Source organism: Amycolatopsis sp. lyj-109, from assembly GCF_046548995.1.
GTDB lineage: Bacteria > Actinomycetota > Actinomycetes > Mycobacteriales > Pseudonocardiaceae > Amycolatopsis.
This window is the reverse complement of the sequence record NZ_JAJPWR010000028.1, coordinates 24817-45237: the sequence shown is the minus strand read 5'-3', so window position 1 is coordinate 45237 and position 20421 is coordinate 24817. Positions and strand designations below refer to the sequence as shown.

Annotated in this window: 11 protein-coding genes, 2 tRNA genes and 1 pseudogene; 7 read left to right on the top strand and 7 right to left on the bottom strand. The window is 70.0% G+C overall.

Annotated elements, in window-relative coordinates; genetic code table 11:
* Positions 1 to 74 precede the first annotated feature (74 nt).
* From ACLJQF_RS40640 to ACLJQF_RS40615, 6 genes are all read right to left on the bottom strand, one after another.
* Positions 75 to 1349 carry an alpha/beta hydrolase family protein gene (locus tag ACLJQF_RS40640; RefSeq protein ID WP_410615685.1) on the bottom strand — a complete coding sequence of 425 codons (1275 nt, stop codon included), beginning with the start codon at positions 1347 to 1349 and terminating at the stop codon, positions 75 to 77.
* Between the two features lie 48 nt (positions 1350 to 1397).
* A complete protein-coding gene (locus ACLJQF_RS40635; protein ID WP_410615623.1) occupies positions 1398 to 1976 on the bottom strand; it encodes an ArsR/SmtB family transcription factor in 579 nt (192 codons plus the stop codon).
* 157 nt (positions 1977 to 2133) lie between these two features.
* A complete protein-coding gene (locus ACLJQF_RS40630) occupies positions 2134 to 2670 on the bottom strand; it encodes a hypothetical protein (RefSeq protein WP_410615622.1) in 537 nt (178 codons plus the stop codon).
* Between the two features lie 78 nt (positions 2671 to 2748).
* Positions 2749 to 5283, bottom strand: a complete 2535-nt coding sequence (otsB, locus tag ACLJQF_RS40625; RefSeq protein WP_410615621.1) for a trehalose-phosphatase — start codon at positions 5281 to 5283, stop codon at positions 2749 to 2751.
* 33 nt (positions 5284 to 5316) lie between these two features.
* Entirely contained in the window at positions 5317 to 6759 is a 1443-nt protein-coding gene (locus tag ACLJQF_RS40620; RefSeq protein ID WP_410615620.1) for a trehalose-6-phosphate synthase, read from the bottom strand.
* 82 nt (positions 6760 to 6841) lie between these two features.
* Entirely contained in the window at positions 6842 to 8341 is a 1500-nt protein-coding gene (locus ACLJQF_RS40615; protein ID WP_410615619.1) for a threonine/serine exporter ThrE family protein, read from the bottom strand.
* Positions 8342 to 8521: 180 nt separating this feature from the next.
* On the opposite strand from ACLJQF_RS40615, the gene ACLJQF_RS40610 reads away from it, so the two are divergent.
* Positions 8522 to 8594, top strand: a tRNA-Thr gene (locus ACLJQF_RS40610).
* A gap of 74 nt (positions 8595 to 8668) precedes the next feature.
* Here the strand turns inward: ACLJQF_RS40610 and ACLJQF_RS40605 are convergent.
* Entirely contained in the window at positions 8669 to 9811 is a 1143-nt protein-coding gene (locus ACLJQF_RS40605) for a Fic family protein (RefSeq protein ID WP_410615618.1), read from the bottom strand.
* 235 nt (positions 9812 to 10046) lie between these two features.
* Between ACLJQF_RS40605 and ACLJQF_RS40600 the strand changes: the two genes are divergently transcribed.
* From ACLJQF_RS40600 to ACLJQF_RS40575, 6 genes and pseudogenes are all read left to right on the top strand, one after another.
* Positions 10047 to 10616, top strand: a complete 570-nt coding sequence (locus ACLJQF_RS40600; RefSeq protein ID WP_410615617.1) for a hypothetical protein — start codon at positions 10047 to 10049, stop codon at positions 10614 to 10616.
* A 5-nt stretch (positions 10617 to 10621) separates the two neighbouring features.
* Entirely contained in the window at positions 10622 to 12631 is a 2010-nt protein-coding gene (locus ACLJQF_RS40595) for a flotillin family protein (protein ID WP_410615616.1), read from the top strand.
* On the top strand, positions 12628 to 17493 hold the full coding sequence (locus tag ACLJQF_RS40590; RefSeq protein WP_410615615.1) for a DNA repair ATPase: 4866 nt from the start codon (positions 12628 to 12630) through the stop codon (positions 17491 to 17493). The genes ACLJQF_RS40595 and ACLJQF_RS40590 overlap by 4 nt, the downstream gene beginning before the upstream one ends.
* A gap of 240 nt (positions 17494 to 17733) precedes the next feature.
* Positions 17734 to 17805: transfer RNA gene (locus ACLJQF_RS40585), tRNA-Glu, on the top strand.
* A gap of 231 nt (positions 17806 to 18036) precedes the next feature.
* Positions 18037 to 18901 (top strand): annotated as a pseudogene (locus ACLJQF_RS40580) (alpha/beta fold hydrolase).
* 112 nt (positions 18902 to 19013) lie between these two features.
* A complete protein-coding gene (locus ACLJQF_RS40575) occupies positions 19014 to 20411 on the top strand; it encodes an MFS transporter (RefSeq protein ID WP_410615614.1) in 1398 nt (465 codons plus the stop codon).
* Positions 20412 to 20421: the final 10 nt, after the last annotated feature.

Genomic DNA, 20421 nt, shown 5'->3' with positions numbered 1-20421 from the left:
ACGCACCCAACGCCACATTGGGGCGTTTGAGCCGGGGCCGGTGCCGGTGTCAACGAACCTCGGACGCGCGCCGCCTAAATGCCCAGCAGGCCCCAATAGACCGCCCACGGGACGAACACCACGCCGCCGGCCAGCGGGAGGCCGAGCCGGAAACCGCGGTTCCGCCACCACGCCACCGCCGTGCCGATGGTGGCGGCCACCGCGCCGATCGACAGCAGTTGCAGCGCCGGCCACGGCAGCGGCCGGCCGGCGACGACCGGGCCCAGCCCCTTGCCCATGGTCAGTTGGATCAGCACGTCGACCACGAGAAAACCGAGCACGGTGAGCAGCCCGGTCGCCGACAGCCAGCGCGCCGCCCGGGCCCCGGGACCGCGCCGGACCAGCGGGTACCAGGCGAACGCCACCAGCAGGAACGCCAGTGCGGCGAGCTGCAGCCACGTCGGCTCGTACCAGGCGAGCGGCGTCACGGCGTTGCTCGGCCGGTCCTGCGCCGGCGGTGCGTCGGCCGTCGACGCGGCGGGCGGGTTGTTCACCCAGCTGCCCACCAGCTCGAGGTAGCCGGGCGCGTACCCGGGCAGCTTGTCGAAGCCGTCGGTGGTCCGGCGCAGCTGGTGCTGCGCGTCCGGGAAGACCCGCAAGGTGTGGTGCGCCACCGATTCCCGGAAGATCCGGACCGCCTCGCCCGGCGGCGTCAGGATGTCCTTCGCGCCCCAGATCCCGAGCACCGGCTGGTGCAGGCTCTTCAGCACCGGCACCGGGTCGTAGTGCGCCTCCGGGAACACCCCGCCGCCGGCGAGCTGGCGCAGCATCGTCGACGACGCCATCCGCACGAGCGAACCGTCCATCCCCAGCCGCCGCAACTGGTTCTCGATCGCCCACGACTGCTGCCGCGACGGCTCGACCCCGTTCGCGCCGAGCGTCACGACGAAGGCGACGTCCGAGGAACGCGAAGCCGCCAATGGTGCCACCCAGCCGCCTTCGCTCAGCCCCCAGACGCCGACCCGCGCCGGGTCGACGTCGGATCGCTTGCGCAGTAAGGAAACCGCGGCCAGTGCGTCGTCCGCCAGCGTCGAGTACGACCGTTCGAACTGCGAGTAGCCGTCGGTGCGCTTGTCGTAGATGAGCGTCGCGATGCCCTGCCGTGCAAAGGCTTCGGCTTGTTCGCGGTAGTCGTCCCGGCTGTGTGCCCCCGAGCCGTGGACCATCACCAGGCCCGGCAGTTTCGCGCCGCCGGGCGGGGCGACGACGGTGCCGTGCAAGGTCACCCCGCCGTTTTGGAACGTCACGTCGTCGTTGGTCACGTCCGCGGCCGAAGCCGGTGGCGCGAGCGCCGTGACCGCCAGGATCACCCCGGCCAGTAGAACTCCTCTACGCATGGAAATCCCCTTGGTGTCATGTCATTCCCCTGGATCCGGGAACGCGAGCCAGCGCACGAGCACGCGCCGCGCTTCCGGTGACCGGTCGTCTGACCGGTCGCCTTCGGTTCGCCAGTACCGGCGGAACAGCTCCATGTAGTCGTGCCAAAGCCGCTGCAGCTCCTCTTCGGTGAGCCACGTGGCGCCGCGCGCGAAGAGCAGCGCGTCCGGCCAGCCGCCGGGCAGCTCTTCGCGCTCTTCCGCGAACCGGTTGAGCTTTTCGAGGTCGTCCTCGAACCCCTGCCGCTGCATGTCGTCGAACAGCATCCGGGATTCGGCGCTCTGCTCACTGCGACGCGGCCAGCGGATGTCCCGCCGCCGCGTCCGCCACCACCGTTCCTTGCCCCGCGCGAGCTCCGGGACGTCCTCGACGAACCCGAACCGGGCCAGCTCCCGCAGGTGGTAGCTGGTCGCGCCGGTGTTCTCACCCAGCGCTTGGGCGAGCTTCGTGGCTGTCGCCGGGCCCGCCGACAACACGCCGAGGATCCGGCGGCGCAGCGGGTGCGTGACGGCCTTGAGGGCGTCCGGGTCGAGCTCTTCCGGTGGTGGAGCGCTGGTCATGGCCCCACTGTAGCCGTGCAAAGAAGTTTGTGCAAAGAAAAGTCTGCAACTTGGCGCAGGCCGGTGCCCGGGAGCGTCTTGAATGACTCATTCAGGACGTCCGAGGTCCTGAATGAGTCATTCAAGACCTCGGGGCGGGCGGGTGTCTAAAGTGGACTCACCAGATCGGGTGGTCGCTGAACTTCCTGAGCGTCTGCACGGACGGCCGCACGTACAGCATCCCGGCCAGGAAGCCCGTGGTGGCGAACGCGAGCGTCGAGAACGTCGTCAGCAGGTCCGGAGCCTGCAGTTCCGAGGTGTCGCGCCACACCCGGAACACGATCGGCACCGCGAACGAGCCGAGGATCAGCACCAGCGTGAGGACGTACGTGAACAGCAGTGCGCTGCGGGTCGCCGTGGCGCTGGCCACCACGAGGTAGTCGCCGCGGAGGCAGCGGCGGCACGTCAGGACCAGTACCGCGATCGCCAGCACGCCCAGTGGCGGGAGCACCGCGGCGGCCTTGCCGAGCAGGGTGTCCGGGAACGCGTGGCCGTGCACGATGCCCTGCAGGTACGTCGTGAGGCCGAACAGCAGCACCATTCCGGCGATCATCGAGCACCCGACGACCACCGAGCCCACGCGAACCCGGCCGGCGAACCGGGGCGGCAGCGGTACGAACTCGACCTGTCCGAACGTCCCCTGCACCCAGCTCACCTCCGAATGCTCCGAAGGCCACCATAAGGGCACTGGATGCCCTGGTGGTGGCCTTCGGAGGCTTTCGGACCGAAAGGGCTAACTCGCCGCCAGCAAGTTGGCGCACCGGATGAGCCCGATGTGGGAATACGCCTGCGGATGATTGCCGAGGGACCGTTCCGCGATCGGGTCGTACTGCTCCGGCAGCAGGCCGGTCGGGCCGGCCGCCGCGACGATCTGGTCGAACAGCTCCTGCGCCTCGGTGCGCCGCCCGGTGAGCAGGTACGCCTCGATCAGCCACGCCGCGCAGATGTGGAAGCCGCCCTCGCCGCCCGGCAGGCCGTCGTCGCGGCGGTAACGGTACACAGTGGACCCACTGCGCAGCTCCGCCTCGATCGCCGTCACCGTCTGCTGGAAGCGCTCGTCGGCCGGGTCGATCAGCCCGGTGAGCCCGACGAACAGCGAGGCCGCGTCGAGGTCCGTGCCGTCGTAGGCCGTGGTGAAGGCCTGGACCTCGTCGTTCCAGCCGTGCGTGAGGACGTCGTGCTTGATCTCCTCGCGCAGGCCGTGCCAGTTGCCCGGGATCTCCCGGCCGTACTGCTCGCCCAGCTTGATCGCGCGGTCGATGGTGACCCAGCACATGACCCGCGAGTAGACCCGGTGGCGCGGCACGTGCCGCTCCTCCCAGATCCCGTGGTCCGGCTCGTTCCAGCGCCGCGTCACGGCTTCCGCCATCGCGCGGACCAGCTGCCAGTCCTCGTCGCGCAGCTCGTGGCGCGCCGACGCGAGCGTCTGCACGAGCTCGACGACCGGGCCGAACACGTCCAGCTGCACCTGGTGGTTCGCCAGGTTGCCGACGCGAACCGGGCGCGAACCGGCATAACCGGGCAGGGATTCGATGACCGCTTCGGCGCCGATGACGCTGCCGGCGAGGGTGTACAGCGGGTGCAGGCGCTCCGGGCCGGCCAGCGTGGCGAGCACGCCGTGCAGCCAGCGCAGGTAGCCCTCGGCCTCCTCGACCGAGCCCAGGTGCACGAGCTCCCGCACGGTCATCGCGGCGTCGCGGATCCAGCAGTAGCGGTAGTCCCAGTTGCGGACGCCGCCGATCTCCTCCGGCAGCGACGACGTCGCCGCCGCCAGCACGCCGCCGGTGTCGGTGTTGACCAGGCCGCGCAACGTCAGCGCCGAACGCAGCACCAGGTCGGTCTGTACGGCCGGGAGCTGCAGCTTCGACGTCCACTCGCTCCAGTAGCGGCCCGCGCGGTCCCGGCGTTCCACTTCGGACAGTTCGTGCGGGCCGAGGTCCGTGGTGCCGCAGCGCAGCTCCAGCACGACCGGCTGGGTCGGCGTCGGCTGCACCAGCGCGGACGCGGTGTCGTGCAGGCCGTCGGAGGTGATGGTCCACTCGACGCCCGGCGAATACAGCACGAACGGTTCCGACGTGCCGAGCACCCGCACGCCGCCTTCGGTGACTTCGAGCTTCACCGGCACACCGCCGAACTCGGGCCGCGGCGCGAACTTGACGCTCGCCGCCGCCTCGCCCGAGATCACCCGGACGAGGTCCGTCCGGTGCGGCGCGCTTTCCGGCTCGAGGTAGTCGGTGACGAGCAGGCGCGACCAGCGCGTCTCGACCGTCATCGTGTTCGGCAGGTAGCGCTGGCCGAGCGGGAGGCCGTTGCGGTGCGGCTTGATGGAGAAGTGGCCGGCACCTTCGCCGCCGAGCAGGTCGGCGAACACCGCGGGCGCGTCCGGCCCGGGGTGGCACAGCCAGGTCAGCTTGGCGTCCGGCGTCAGCAGCGCGACCGAGCGTTCGTTGGCCAGCATCGACAGCCGCTCGATCGGCGGGGCCGACTCGCCGTACAGCCAGTTGCGGCGCTCCTCGAGGAGGAAGCCGAGCACCAGCGCGACGTCGACGGTGTCGGGCACGCGGAACGCGGCGAGCGTCTCGCCGTCGCCGACCTTGATGCCCAGGTCGGGGCCGGACAGCCGGGCGAAGGCCTTCTCGTCGGTGACGTCGTCGCCGAGGAAGATCCCCGCCGTGGCGCCCACCTGGTGGCGCAGAATGTCCAGTGCGCGGCCTTTGTCCGTTTGGACGACCGCCAGCTCGACCACCTCCTTGCCGTCGGTGGTCGAGACGCCTTCCCACGTGGACGGTCCGGAGTGGACGGCCGCGAGCACGCGGCGGCCGGCCTCGTGCTCGGCGCGGCGGACGTGCACCGCGATGCTCGCCGGCTTGACCTCCAGCGACACCCCCGGGACGTCCAGCACGAGTTGTTCGAGCTCGGACTCCAGCCGCCGGTGCAGCTCCCGCGCCTTCTCGTCGAGGGCGTGGATGAAGCCGATGTCGAACTCCGAGCCGTGGCTGCCGACGAGGTTCACCTCGGACGGCAGCCGCGAGAGCGTGGCCAGATCACGCAGCGCACGGCCGGAGATGACCGCCGTGGTGGTCTCGTGCAGACCGGCGAGCGATCTGAGGGCCCCGACGGACTCGGGCAGCGGGCGTGCCTCGTCGGGGTTGAGGGTGATGGGTGCCAGCGTGCCGTCATAGTCGCAAGCGACCAGCAGGCGCGGCGTGCGGGCGATCTGGACGATCGCACGCCGCAGCTCGGCGGGCAGGGCCTCGGCAGTCAACACTCCTCCTCGGGAGCTCGTGCGTGGTCGTTCGGGTCAATCGACCGCTTCGGCACCCAGAGCCTGCAGGAAGGAGCGCGCCCAACGATCGACATCGTGCGTGAGGACCTGGCGACGCATGGCGCGCATCCGGCGACGGCCCTCTGCCGGGTCGAGGGTAATGGCAGCCACTAGTGCGTCCTTCACCCCGTCCAGGTCGTGGGGGTTGACGAGGAATGCGCTAGAGAGCTCCGCGGCCGCACCCGCGAACTCGGAAAGCACCAGCGCTCCGCCCAGATCGTGCCGCGTGGCGACGTACTCCTTGCACACCAGGTTCATGCCGTCGCGCAGCGGCGTCACCACCATGACATCGGCAGCGGAGAAGAAGCCGGCCAGCTCGGTGCGGTCCACGGACTGGTGCAAATAGTGCACGACCGGGTGGCCGACGCGGGCGAACTCGCCGTTGATCCGCCCGACCATCTGCTCGATCTCGCCGCGCATCCGCTGGTAGTGCTCGACGCGCTCGCGGCTCGGGGTGGCGAGCTGGACGAACGTGACGTCGTCCGGCTGCAGCCTGCCCTCGTGCAGCAGCTCGTGCAGCGCCTGCAGCCGCAGGTCGATGCCCTTGGTGTAGTCGAGCCGGTCGACGCCGAGCATGACGGTCTTGGGGTTGCCCAGGTCGCGCCGCAGCTGGGCGGCCCGCTCCTGGACGCCCTTGGTGCGCGCGAGGCTGTCGAGGCCGGCGGCGTCGATGGAGATCGGGAAGGCGCCGACCCGCACGGTCCGGTCGCCGACCTGCATGGTGCCCGGCCGCGACCGGACGCCGACCGCACCGCGCGTCGACTCGAGGCCGATCAGCTGGCGGCACAGCCAGAGGAAGTTCTGGGCCCCGCCGGGGCGGTGGAAGCCGACCAGGTCGGCGCCGGTGAGGCCGCGGATGATCGCGGCCCGCCACGGCATCTGCATGAACAGCTCGACCGGCGGGAACGGGATGTGCAGGAAGAAGCCGATGCGCAGGTCCGGTCTGAGCTCGCGCAGCATCGCCGGCACCAGCTGCAGTTGGTAGTCCTGGATCCACACGGTCGCGCCCGGGGCGGCGACCTCGGCGCTGGCCTGCGCGAACCGGCGGTTCACCTTGACGTAGCTGTTCCACCACGCGCGGTCGAACACCGGGCGCTCGACGACGTCGTGGTAGAGCGGCCACAGCGTCGCGTTGGAGAAACCTTCGTAGTAGTCGCGGACTTCGTCGGCGCTCAACGAAACCGGGTGCAGCACGAGACCGTCGTCGTCGAATTCCTCGACGTCGACGTCGGGCACGCCCGGCCAGCCCACCCAGGCGCCCTTGCGCGACCGCAGGAACGGCTCCAGCGCCGATACCAGCCCGCCGGGGCTGGCCGTCCAGCGACGGTCGCCCTCGGAGGTGCGTTCGAGGTCCACCGGTAGCCGGTTCGCCACCACGACGAAATCGGCCTGGTTCCCGTTCTCCTTCTGCTCACTCACAGCTGCTGCTCCTCGCGTCCTGGGTCGCGGCCCCAGAGTGAAACCCTATCGCGTGAGCGATGAACAGCCCGTGACGTCTGGGTTACTCCAAGCTTCGTTCGGTCGGTTCGAGCGGACCAGCCATGCGCGGTCCGGCGAACCGCCGCTCGAGCCTGCCCAGGCCGGTGCGGACCGGCTGGGCGAGCCATTCCCCGAGTACCACGCCCGCTGCCAGGGCAAGCCCGATTGCGACGGCCGTCATGAGCGTCGAGATGTTGCCGCTCGGGTCGACCCCGATCTGGTACAGACCACGGTAGGTCGACAGGCCCGGAAGCAGTGGAGTGATCCCGGACACGGCGACCACCAGCGGCGTAACGCCCAGTCGCCGCGCGAGCACGCCCCCGCAGAAGCCGACCAGCGTCGCGGCCACCGCGGACGAGCTGACACCGTCCAGCCGGGCCAGCATGAGCGCGCCGTAGACGGCGGCGCCGATGCCGCCCGCGGCCGCCGCGACCAGCATCGCGCGCATCTTGGCGTAGCTCGCGAGCGCGAAGCACGCGGCGGCGCCCGCCCCGCCGAGCACGACGAGCGGCAACTGCTGCGGCGTCGACCCGGTCACCTCGGGCAACGGGGTGCGCGGCAGGCCGAGCATGACGGCGATCCGCAGGGCGAGGACGACCCCGGCGATCAGGCCCGCCGACATCAGCGCGGTCTCCATGGTGCGACCGGCGGCGGTGACGTTGTAGCCGGTGATCGCGTCCTGCACGGCCGAGACGGTGGACAGCCCGGACAGCAGCACGGTGACCGCGGCCGCGACGACCAGCGTCGGCTTGTCGGTGGTCAGCACGTTGCTGCTGACGATGACCATGGCCGAGAGCGTCGCGACCAGGCCGCCGATCACCTGCTGGAAGAAGAACGGCAGCCCGTAGCGGTTCACCACCCGGCCGACCCGGTCGATGACACCGCTGATGACGAACGCGACGAGCGCGATGTCGAACCCGCCGCCGAGCAGGATGGTGACGAACGCGGCCACGCCACCCCACGACAGCGTCGCGACCCAGCGCGGGTACGGGTGCGGCGCGGAGGTGATCCGCTCCAGCTCGGTCTGCGCCTGCTCGGCCCCCATGTGGCCGCGCACGATCCGGCGGACGAGCTTCTCGGTCTCGGTCAGCCGCGTGTAGTCGAGGCTCCGGCTCCGCACGACGCGCAGCGCGGTGATGGGCGTCAGGTCGGTGCCGCGGTGGCAGGTCACGGTGATCGACGTGAAGATAACGTCGACCTCGCAGTGCGGCAGCCCGAGGGCGCCGGCGATGGCGATGATCGTCGCGGTGACGTCCGACGCGCCGGCGCCGCTGGCCATCTGGACCTCGCCGATGCGCAGGCTCAGGTCGAGGACGAAGTTGACGGTGGCCTCGTCGGGCAGCTGCGGCCCCATCGCCTCTTCGGCGTCGACGGCGGGGAACTCGCCGGTGGGCGCTTCGAGGACGTGCCACGGCCTTCTTTTGAGCAGGTTCGGGCGGTGGACCCGGGGTCGTTGCGCGGGGGGTTCGAGCAGCGGCCATCTGGTCGCCGAGTCCCCGTTGGTGCGCTCGTTGATCTTCATGATCCATCCACCTCCTCGCTCGTTCCTCGATGACCATCGACGGCTACCCGTCGACCGTTGCACGGATCATGGAGTGGCGTCCACCACGTTGCCCGACGGTGGGCTGGACCTGCGGATCCTGCCTCCCGAGCGGATCACGGACGGCGGCTCGGTACACTGTGTCCGGCGTCTTGGCGCCAGGCCGCTATAGCTCAGCTGGTAGAGCATCTGTCTTGTAAACAGAAGGTCAGGGGTTCGAGCCCCCTTGGCGGCTCAGTCCCGATCCGGGAGTCTCCGTGGTGCGGGAATTCCCTGGTCGGTTTCGGTCCCATCGGCCGCCGAGGCAGTTCAGGTTGCGAACGGGTCGGCCGTGTCTTCCGGGGCACGCGCTGCCCGCGCCCGCTGCCTGATCTCGACCAGGGGTGGCTTGGCGACGTAGTGCCGTCCTCGCTTTTCGCCTTTCGCTTCGAGCAGGCCGGCGGCGACGAGGGCGCGCAGATCGCGGCTCGCGGTGGCTTCCGTGATTTCGTCGGGGCTGTCTTCGAAGTAGGAACGGTAAGTGGCATTGCGCACGCGGAGGCCGATCATCGCGTCGAACAGCGCCATGGAGCTCCGCTCGGGAAGGCTCCGGCCGCGGACGAGCGTTTCCAGCTCCGCCCACATTCGTTCGCTTTCCTTGACGCGCCGGAGCATCGTGCGTGCCTGGTGCAGGTGTGCGGTCAGCGTGAACCGGACCCACGGGCGCGCGTCGCGCCGAGGTTGCCAAGAACCGCCGCCCACTTCGCCGAGTACGTCGTAGTAAGCCTGCGTGTGCTGCCCCAAGTACTCCTCGATGCTCATGAACACCGGGCTCAGCACCCCGCTCCGCGCCAGTACCAGGCTTTGCAGGCAGCGGGCCATGCGCCCGTTTCCATCGCGGAACGGGTGCACCATGACCAGGTTCAGGTGGGCCATGGCGGCGCGAACGACGTCCGGGCACTCGCTTGCGGTGTTCAACTCCGCGGCCAGTTCCCGCATCAGCACCGGCACCAGGCTCAGGTCCGCCCCCTCGTGGACGATCTCACCCGTCTTGTCGTTCCGAACGTAGATACTCCCGGCCCGCCAACGGCCAGGGCGGTTCTTCAGCGCGTAGTTCGTCATCATGTAGTGAAGGCTTTTCAGCAGCTGGTCGCTGTACTGGAATCCGTCGTCTTCGGCCAGTTGCAGCACGTATGTCATGGCTTCGCGGTAGCCGCGCAGCGCCAGGCGGGTTTCTTCGTCGACTTCGAGTGGTTCCTCGCCGGCGGCGACGTCGACCGCGTCGTCAAGGCCGGCTTCGTAGCCCTCGATGCTGTTGGATCCCTGGATGGCCCGGGCGAGGGATACCCGGCGCAGGGAACCCGCCCAGCGGCGGGGCTCGGTCAGTTGGAAGCGCAGGGCCGCCTTGAGCTCCTCGACCTGCGCCAGGACCTCCCGCTCGCGTTCGTCGAGTTCCGGTGCCTCGAACAACATGTCTGTAACTCGGATAGGCGCCATCGGTGTGATGGTCAGCTAACCGCCTCCATGTCGGATAGTATACCAACATGTCGATGGTTTGATTTCAATAGTAGCGGCTTAACCGACGAGCCGGGCGACACCGTGGCGAGATGAGCTCGTGTCCGAAATGTTCGTCCCCTCTCCCCGCTGCCGGATATAGTCGCTGGCCAGGGCCCCGTGCTGCCGGGCCCGCCATGGGGGGATGGAAACGATGAGCGGGTTCGTCACCGCGGCCTTGGCTTTTCCTGCCGTGCTGTTCAGCTTCCTGCTGGTCGTCGTGGTCGGCTACTGGGCGCTGGCGCTGCTCGGCGTCCTCGACATCGAAGACGGGGAGATCGGGTTCTTCGGCGGCGTCCCGCTGTCCATCTCGCTGTCGCTGCTCGTCGCGTTCAGCTGGTTCCTCAGCTTCGTCGGCACGGTTCTCATCGAAGGCGCGCCCCTACGGATCCTGCTCGGCTTCGTGGTGCTCCTGGCCGCGCTCGTCGGTGGGGCGCTCGCCACCCGGGTGATCATCCTGCCGTTGCGCCGGGTCTTCGCCGGGGCCGAGCCGACGCGGCAGGACTTCGTCGGCCGGGTTGCCGTCGTGCGGACGTCGAGTGTCACCGAGGACTTCGGGCAGGCCGAGGCCACCGCTGCCGACGGGTCGTCGGCGATCGTCCAAATTCGACTGGCCGGCGAAGGCAACCTCGGGGTGGGCAGCCGCGTTGTCATCTACGACTACGACTCCGCGGGTGAGTTCTTCTGGGTCAGCCCCATGGAACTCGAAGCAGAAAAGGACTGAACTGAATGGATGCCATCGGCCTGGGGGCCGGCGTGTTGATCGCCGTCGTGGTCCTGATCGTCCTCGTGCTGCTGTTCGTCGTGAGCCGGTTGTTCCGCAAGGTGCCGCAGGGCAAAGCGCTGATCATCTCGAAGGTGCGCAAGGTCGACGTCACCTTCACCGGCGCGGTCGTGCTGCCCGTGCTGCACAAGTCCGAGGTCATGGACATCTCGGTGAAGACGATCGACATCGAGCGCACCGGCCGGGAAGGCCTGATCTGCCGCGACAACATCCGCGCCGACATCCGGATCTCGTTCTTCGTGCGAGTCAACAAAACGGTCGAGGACGTCGTGAAGGTCGCGCAGGCGATCGGCACCGAACGCGCGAGCGACGAGGGCACCCTGCAGGAACTGTTCAACGCGAAGTTCTCCGAGGCGCTGAAGACCGTCGGCAAGCAGCTCGACTTCGTCGACCTCTACACCAAGCGCAACGAGTTCCGCGACCAGATCATCCGTGTCATCGGCACCGACCTCAACGGCTACAGCCTGGAAGACGCGGCCATCGACTACCTCGAGCAGACCCCGATGGCGTCGCTCGATTCGGCGAACATCCTGGACGCGCAGGGTATCCGCAAGATCACCGAGCTGACGGCGATCGAGCACGTGCGCACCAACGAATTCCGCCGTCACGAAGAAAAGGAGATCACGCGCCAGAACGTCGACGCGCGTGAGGCGATCCTCGAACTGGAGCGGCGCCAGGCCGACGCGGAAATCAAGCAGCGTCGTGAAATAGAGACCATGCGGGCGCGCGAAGAAGCGGAAACCCTCAAGGTGCAGGCGGAGGAGCGGCTCAAGTCGCAGGCCGCGCAGCTGCGCACCGACGAGCAGCTCGGCATCCAGCAGCAGAACCAGCAGCGCGAAATCGAAGTTGCGGGCAAGAACCGCGAACGCGTCATCGCCATCGAGTCCGAGCGGATCGAAAAGGACCGCCTGCTCGAAGTGATCGGCCGCGAGCGCGAGACCGAGCTGTCCCGGATTTCCAAGGACAAGGAACTCGAGACCGAAAAGCGGTCGATCGCCGAGGTGATCCGGGAGCGGATCGCCGTCGAGAAGACCGTCGCCGAGCAGGAAGAGAACATCAAGAAGCTGCGCGTGGTCGAGGAGGCCCAGCGTAACCGCGAGGCGGTCGTCATCCGCGCCGAGGCCGAAGCCCAGGAGAACCTGGTCAAGGGCATCAAGGCCGCCGAGGCCGCGGAGCAGGCCGCCAAGTTCAAGGCCCGCGAGGAGCTGACCCTCGCCGAGGCGCGCCAGCAGGCAGCCGAGCTGGAGACGCGGGCCAAGATCCGGCTCGCCGAAGGCATCCAGGCCGAAGAGGCCGCCGCGGGTCTCGCCGCCGCGCAGGTCCGGGAGCGTGACGCCGTCGCGCTGGAGAAGGTCGGCCGCGCCGAGGCGATCGTCGAACGCGAGAAGGCGACCGTGCTCGCCGATGCCCTGCGCGACAAGCTGAAGGGCGAGGCCGAGGGGCTCACCGAGAAGGCCGCTGCATTGGCCGCGCTCGACAGCGCGAGCCGGGAGCACGAGGAGTACCGGCTGCGGCTGGACGCCGAGAAGGAGATCCGGCTGGCCGCGCTCGACGTGCAGCGGGACGTCGCCGAGGCGCAGGCGGTCGTGCTCAGCGCCGGCTTGGAGAAGGCCGACATCGACATCGTCGGCGGCGAGACCACGTTCTTCGACCGGATCGTCGGCTCGATCGGCCTCGGCAAGAGCGTGGACGGCTTCGTGGAGCACTCCGACGTCGTCGGATCGCTCGCGCGGCCCTACCTCAACGGGTCGGCGAACTTCACCGACGACCTCGCCAAGCTGATCGGCGCGGTCAGCACCGAAGACGTGAAGAACCTGACGCTGTCGGCCTTCCTGGCGAAGCAGCTGCAGGCCGGCGGGCCGGACAGCGACAAGCTCCGTGAGCTGATGACCACGGCGCAGCGGCTCGGCCTCGCCGAGACGTCGGTCGCCACCGTCGTCGCCGCGAAGCAGTGACGGCGGCCGAGACGAAGCTGGACGCGGGCACCTATGACGTGCTCCGCGTCCGGCTGGCCGCCCAGGCCGCCGAGCTGGCGAAACGCGCGGACGAGCTCAACGCGCGGCGGGTGGCGGTCTTCGGCAGCGCGCAGCTCGCGCTGGTCGGCACCGAACGCATCCGCACCGCCAACAACTGCGTGCCCCGGGACATCGTCGCGGTCGACGGGCGGATGCTGTTCGGCTACAACGTCTTCATCGGGCTGAAACCCGAGACGGCGATCGACGACGTCTTCTCGCTGCAGCGCTTCAGCCGCGACGAAGACGCATTCCGCTTCGACGACGTCAGCGCGGAAGAGCTGCCCGAGCTGCTTCGTGACGAGCAGTTCGGGCGGGACTTCGGGGAGCTCTACCGGTACTACCGGCAGGCGAAGCTGCTGCAGCTGCGCCGGCTGGACGGGAAGCTGCTCGCGGTGTTCCAGATCGGCCCGCGCACCGAGGACATCCGGGTGCTGCGGTGGGCGATCGCGGCCGACGGCACGGTGTCCTACCTGGACAGTCGCGGCGAGCGGGACCACGTCTTCCCGCCGTCGCACGACTTCGAGTGGATCGAGACGACGCGCGAGGACCACGTCCTCGGCCGGCACCCGCACATCTCGATCGAGGACGAGGTGTTCGTCGAGACCGTCGGCGGCAACCTGACGGTCAAGGTCGAGAACAACACCGAGACCGGAGCCGGCGTGTACGCCGAGCCGGTGGACGAGCCGCTGCAGAGCCTCGCCGACGCCGAGGTCTCCTACGCCCGGATCGGCCCGCTGATCCTGCTGCGCATGCTGCCGTACAAGGAAACCACGTACCGCTACTTGGTGTTCAACACCCGCACCCAGGACGTCGTGCGGCTCGACGGCATCGGGCAGGCCTGCCAGCGCCTCCCCGAGGACCACGGCATCATCTTCCCCGGCGGCTACTACCTCGACACCGGCGTCAGCAAGACGTTCGACACCACTGTGGACGGTCTCGAGTTCGAGCGCGTGATCCGCTCGCCCAACGGCGAGGACGTGCTGTACGTCTTCCACGCGCGGGCCGAGGGGCGCTCGCTGCTGCTGCCGTACAACGTGATCCGCAAGGAGGTCGCCAACCCGATCCCGTGCCACGGGTACTCGCTGTTCGACGACGGCACGATGATCCTGTTCCGCGCGCTGTCCGACGAACCGAGCCGGGTCCACCCGATGCAGGTCTGGCGGACGCCGTTCCAGTCCGACACCTACGCCGCGGCGCAGCCGGCCGGCACCGGGCCGCTGGAGCGGGTCGGGAACGCCGACCTCGTCCGCGGGATCTCGGACTGCCTGTCGGTCACCCGGATGATCGGCGAGATGGCGCCGTCGGCGGCGGTGTTCGAGGCGCTGATCGCCGCCTGCGCCCGGGTCTTCGACCACTACCACTGGCTCGGCGAGACCGAGCTGGGCGACCTGCGCTCGCCGCTGTCCGACGTCCGCGTCACCGCCGAGCAGGTGCTGGACGAGTTCGAGACGGTCACCTCGCTCACCGCGCAGGCGGCCGAGGCGGTCGACACCGCGGCGGCCGACACCGCGTCGCTCGTGCGGCGGGTGCGGGGCGAAGCGCTGAACGCGGCGGACGCGTGGGTGCGCCGCCTCGCCGAGATGCACCGGGCGCGCGGGCGCCTGGTCACGGTGCGGGAGCTGCGGTACGCCGACACCGCGCGCGTGGACACGCTGATCGCCGAACTGGATCGCGAGTTCGCCGAGGCCGCCCAGCGGGCCGTGCGGTTCCTGCAGGGCGAGGAGGCGTTCACCGGCTACCACGCCGAAGTAGACGGGCTCATCGCGGCGGCGGGCGCGATCAAGACCGTCGCCGAGGCCGGTCCGGTCGCCGATCGGCTCGACGAGCAGTCTGCCGGCCTGGAGGTCCTCACCGACGTCGTGGGCGGGCTGGACATCGCCGACGCCGTGGTCCGGACGAAGATCCTGGAGCGCGTCGGCGAGGTGATCGGCGCCGTCAACCGCGCCCGGGCCACGCTCGACGCGCGTCGCAAGGAGCTCCTGGAGACCGAGGGCCGGGCGGAGTTCGCGGCCGAGTTCGCGCTGCTCGCGCAGGCCATCACGGGCGGGCTCGCGGTCGCGGACACGCCGGAGCGCTGCGACGAGCAGCTGGGCCGGCTGCTGCTGCAGCTGGAGAACCTCGAATCGCGGTTCGGGGAGTTCGACGACTTCCTGACCGCGCTCGGCGAGAAGCGCACCGACGTCTACGAGGCGTTCTCCTCGCGCAAGCAGGCGCTGCTCGACGAGCGGGCGCGCCGGGCGGACAGGCTGGTCGAGTCGGCCGGACGCATCCTCGGCAGCGTGACGCGCCGGGTCGGTTCGCTCGGCTCGGCCGAGGAGATCAACACCTACTTCGCGGCCGATCCGATGGTCTCGAAGCTGCGCAGCGTCGTCGCGGACCTGCGGGCGCTCGGCGACCAGGTGCGGGCCGAGGAGCTCGAAGGCCGGGTGAAGGCCGCTCGCCAGGAGGCCGGCCGGGCCCTGCGCGACCGGCTCGACCTCTACGGCGAGGGCGGCGAGACGATCCGCCTCGGCCGCCACACCTTCGCCGTCAACACCCAGGACATCGACCTGACGCTGGTGCCGCACGAAGGCACGATGAAGTTCGCGATCACCGGCACCGACTACCGGGCGCCGGTGCGGGACTCCTCGTTCGAGGCGACGCGGCCGTACTGGGACCAGCTGCTGGTCTCGGAGTCGCCGGAGGTCTACCGGGCCGAGTACCTCGCGACGTCGATCCTCGCCGAACGGCCGGTGGCCGAGCTGGTCGAGGCCGACCTGCTCGACGTCGTGCGGAGCGTGGCCGGGGAGCGCTACGACGAGGGGTACGCGCGCGGGGTGCACGACCACGACGCCGCCGCGATCCTGGCGGCGCTGCTGCGGCTGCGGTCCGCCGCCGGGCTGCTGCGCTACCCGCCTACCGCTCGGGCGGCGGCCCAGCTGTTCTGGGCGTTCGGTGCCGACGAGCGGGCCAAGGCCGCGTGGACGACGCGGGCCGCGTCGCTCGCGCGGGTGCGGGAGGCGTTCGGCCCCACCCGGGCGATCGACGAGCTGGCGCGGGAGCTCACCGACGCGGTGACGGCGTTCACCGGCGGACTTGGGCTCGAGACCGAGTTTTCCGGGGAGTACCTGGTCGAGGAGCTCGCCGTCACCCCGTCCGGGTTCGTCACCAGCGGCGGCGCGCGGGCGGTGCTGGACAAGTTCCGGCTCGACCGGCGGAGCTTCGCCGAAGACCTGGGTTCCCTCGACGACCTGGCCGACCGGTACCAGCTCGCCGACGCCTGGCTTCGGTCCTTTGTGGACTCGGTCGGGCTGCCGGTCGACGAGCTGCCCGAAGCCGTCGCGATCGAGCTGTGCGACCTGCCGCGGTACGACTCGTCGGCGACGCTGACGGCCACTGTGGACGGCCTGCTCGGCGCGCACCCGCGGATCACCGGGCGATCGGTGCCGGTCCGGCTCGACGAGACACTCGCCAGGACGCACCGCTTCCGGCGTGACCGCGTGCCGGGTTTCCGCGCCTACCAGCGGCTGCGCAACGAGCTGGTAGCGGCCGAACGCGACCGGCTCCGGCTGGCCGAGTACCAGCCGAAGGTGATGAGCGCCTTCGTGCGGAACCGGCTGCTCGACGAGGTCTACCTGCCGCTGATCGGCGACAACCTGGCCAAGCAGCTCGGCGCGGCCGGGGACGCCAAGCGCACCGACCAGTCCGGGCTGCTGCTGCTCATCTCACCGCCGGGGTACGGCAAGACGACGCTGATGGAGTACGTCGCCAGCCGCCTCGGGCTCGTCTTCGTCAAGGTCAACGGGCCGGCGTTGGGCCACGACGTCACTTCGGTCGACCCGGCCGATGCGCCGAACGCGACCGCGCGGCAGGAGGTCGAGAAGATCTCGTTCGCGCTGGAGCAGGGCAACAACGTGCTGCTCTACCTCGACGACATCCAGCACACCTCGCCGGAACTGCTGCAGAAGTTCATCTCGTTGTGCGACGCGCAGCGGCGGATGGAAGGCGTATGGGAGGGCCGCACCCGGACCTACGACCTGCGCGGCAAGCGGTTCGCGGTGTGCATGGCCGGCAACCCGTACACCGAGCAGGGCAAGCGGTTCCGCATCCCGGACATGCTCGCCAACCGCGCGGACGTGTGGAACCTCGGCGACGTGCTGTCGGGCAAGGAAGAGCTCTTCGCGCTGAGCTACGTCGAGAACTCGTTGACGTCGAACGCCGTGCTGGCTCCGCTCGTGGCCCGGGAGCGGTCCGATGTGGACGTTCTGGTGCGGATGGCGCGCGGCGACGGTTCCGTGCGCGCCGACCAGCTTTCGCAGGCGTATTCGGCGACGGAGCTGGAGCAGATCCTCGCCGTGCTCCGGAAGCTGCTGCGGGTGCAGCGGACGGTGCTGGCGAACAACCAGGCCTACATCGCCTCGGCGGCGCAGGCGGATGCTTCGCGGACCGAACCGCCGTTCCAGCTGCAGGGTTCGTACCGGAACATGAACAAGCTGGCCGAGCGGATCGTGCCCGTCATGGACGACGCGGAGCTCGAGGCCCTGATCGACGACCACTACGCCGGGGAGGCCCAGACGTTGACCTCGGGCGCCGAGGCCAACCTGCTCAAGCTGGCCGAGTTGCGGGGACGGCTGTCCGCGGAGCAGGCCCGGCGGTGGGCCGACGTCAAGGCCGCGTACCTGCGGGCGCAGGCGCTCGGCGGGGACGGCGCGGACCCGCTGAGCCGCGCGGTCGGCGCGGTGGGCCTGCTGGCCGATCGGGTGGGTGCGGTCGAGACGGCCATCGGGCGCGCGGCACAGCGGCTAGCCCGGGAAGACGCTTAATTGCGTTGACGCCGGCGCTCGGCGGCGGCGAGGATGGGTGCCACCCGAACCGAGGAGGGCAGCATGATGGCCATGGAATGGCGACACATGCCGCATTCCTCGGGGGTTCCCGCCATGACGTAGCCGCGTCGTGGTCGAGGGAGCCGCCCATCGGGAAACCGATCCGGGCGGCTTTCTTTTTGAGCTTTTTTCCCCAGCGCTCGTCTTCGTCGCAATCAGTGCACGGACGCGGGCGCGCCCAGCGCGTTGGTCCAGCGGTACGGATCCCCGGTTCTCACCCGGGAGACCCGGGTTCGACTCCCGGACGCGCTACCTTGGCCGAAGCCGAAGGAGACGAGGCCCCGGGCTGTGACCCCGGGCGAAGCCGGTGCGAGTCCGGTCGGCCAACCCACGCGCGCGGCTCGGCAGCCAGCGGGGCTTCATAAGCCTCGCCGACGTGGTTCGACACCACGGCGCGCGACCACCGATCCCTGGGATCCGTGCGACGGAAATTGTCGGTCCCCCGGTCTACCGTCTCGATGAGACCAGACGAGGGGAGTCCCGATGACCACGCACACACTGGAAACACCCGAAGCCGACATCGTCTACGACGTCCATGGCCCCGGCGCCCGCCGAGAGCCCGCGGCCACCGCTGTTCATGCTCCGGCAGCCGATGACCGCCGAGGGGTTCGGCTCGCTGGCGTCGCACTTCGCCGATCGCACCGTGGTCACCTACGACCCGCGCGGGCTCGGGCGCAGCGTCCGCAAGGACGGGCGGGAGGACCACGTGCCCGCCGTCCAGGCAGAGGACATCCATGCCGTCGTCCAGGCGCTGGGGGCCGGCGCCGTCGAGGTGTTCGGCAGCAGCGGGGGTGCGGTCGCCGGGTTCGCGCTGGTCACGGCGTACCCGGCGGACGTGAGCACATTCGTCGCCCATGAGCCGCCGCTCACCGGGTCGCTGCCGGACGCCGCGGCGGCCGAGCGCGCCGGCCAGGCGATGCGGGATGCCTACCAGGCCAAGGGTTTCGGCGCCGGGATGGCGGCGTTCTTCGCGATGACGTCGTGGCAGGGCGAGTTCACCGACGCCTACTTCGCGCTCCCACCGGCGGACCCGGCCCAGTTCGGCTTGCCCACCGAAGACGACGGCCGCCGCGACGATCCGCTGCTGACCGACCGCTCGCTCGCGGTGACCGCCTACCGGCTCGACGTCGAGGCACTGGCCGCGGCGCCGACGCGGATCGTCGTCGCGGTCGGCGAAGAGTCCCGGGAAGTGTTCACCGGGCGGGCCGCGATCGGGACGGCCGCGCTGCTCGGGCAGGAGGCGACCGTGTTCCCGAGTCACCACGGCGGTTTCCTCGGTGGCGAGTTCGGCTACGCCGGCCAGCCGGAAGCCTTTGCCAAGAAACTCCGGGAGGTGCTCGAAGGCTGACCTTCACCTCTCTCCGCCACTCGACGGACTCAATCAAACGTTTAGTTGACAGAGTCGTCGAGTTGGTTGACCATGGCTGCGGCACGGTCACTGCGGGGAGAAGAGGTACGTCGTGGAGAAGCACGCGCTCAGGTGGTGGGCACTGGCGGTCGCGGTGCTCGCGGTACTGGTCGACATGATCGACAACCAGATCGTCGCGGTGGCGCTGCCGACCATCCGGCGGGAGCTCGGCACCGGCGAGTCCGCGCTGCAGTGGATCTCGGCCGGATACGCGCTGGGCTTCGCGCTCACGCTGATCACCGGCGGACGGCTGGGCGACCGCCACGGGCCGAAGAAGCTGTTCGTGGCGGGCATGCTCGTCTTCACGGCCGCCTCGCTCGCCGCCGGGCTCGCCGGGCACGTCGGCGTGCTGATCGCCGCGCGCGTGGTGCAGGGCGTCGGATCCGGGCTGATGGTGCCGCAGGTGCTGTCGTTCGTCCACGCGGAGTTCGACGAGCGGGAGCGGCCGAAGGCGATGACCTGGTACGCGGCCGCGTTCCCGGTCGGCGGGCTCGCCGGGCCGCTGCTGGGCGGCGCGCTGACCGAGGCCGACCTGTTCGGGACCGGCTGGCGGGCGATCTTCCTGGTGAACCTGCCGATCGGCGTGCTCGCCCTGGCCGGCGCGCTGGTCACCATGCCGGCCCGGCCGGGGTTCTTCCGGCACCGCATGGACCCCGTCGGGCTGGCGCTGCTGACCGCCGCGCTGTTCGCGGTGTTCTACCCGCTGGTGCAGGGCCGTGAGCTGGGCTGGCCGATGTGGTCGGTCGTGCTGCTCGCGGCCGCCGTCCCGCTGTTCGGCGTGTTCGCCTGGCACCAGCGGCGGCAGTTCCGCCGCGGCGGCGAACCGCTGCTCCCGCCGGACCTGCTGCGGCACGTCGCCGGCAGCCAGGCCGTCCTGTTCTGCGTCAACACCGCGGTCGGCGTCTTCTTCGTGCTGACCCTGCACCTGCAGCTCGGGCTCGGCTTCACGCCGTGGGAAGCGGCTTTGACGTTCGCGCCGTCGACGCTGGGCATCGTCGTGGGCAACGTCCTGGCGATGCGCCTGGCCCCGAAACTCGGGCGGGCGTTCACCGCCGGCGCCGTCGCGGTGCTCCTGGCCGGGCTGGTGCTGCTCGCGGTCCTGGTGTCCTTCATGGACTCCGCGTTGAGCGGGTGGGCCTTGGTGGTGCCGGTGATCGCCGTCGGGCTCGGCCTGGGCGCGGTGCTGAACACGCTGTTCGCCGCCTCGATGGCGGGGATCCGGCCCGAGCGGGCCGGTGCGGCGTCCGGCGTCGTGAACACGACCGTCCAGCTCGGCACGGCGACCGGGATCGCCTTGTTCGGCACGGTGTTCTTCACCCGGCTCGACAGCGGATCGGCGACCGCGACGGCGGGCGCGCTCGCGGTCAGCGCCGGGGTGCTCGTGCCGGCCCTGGTCCTGACGGCGGTACTGCCTCAACCGTCCGTTCCGCAGAGTCAAGCGGTTGGTTGACGTATAGTTC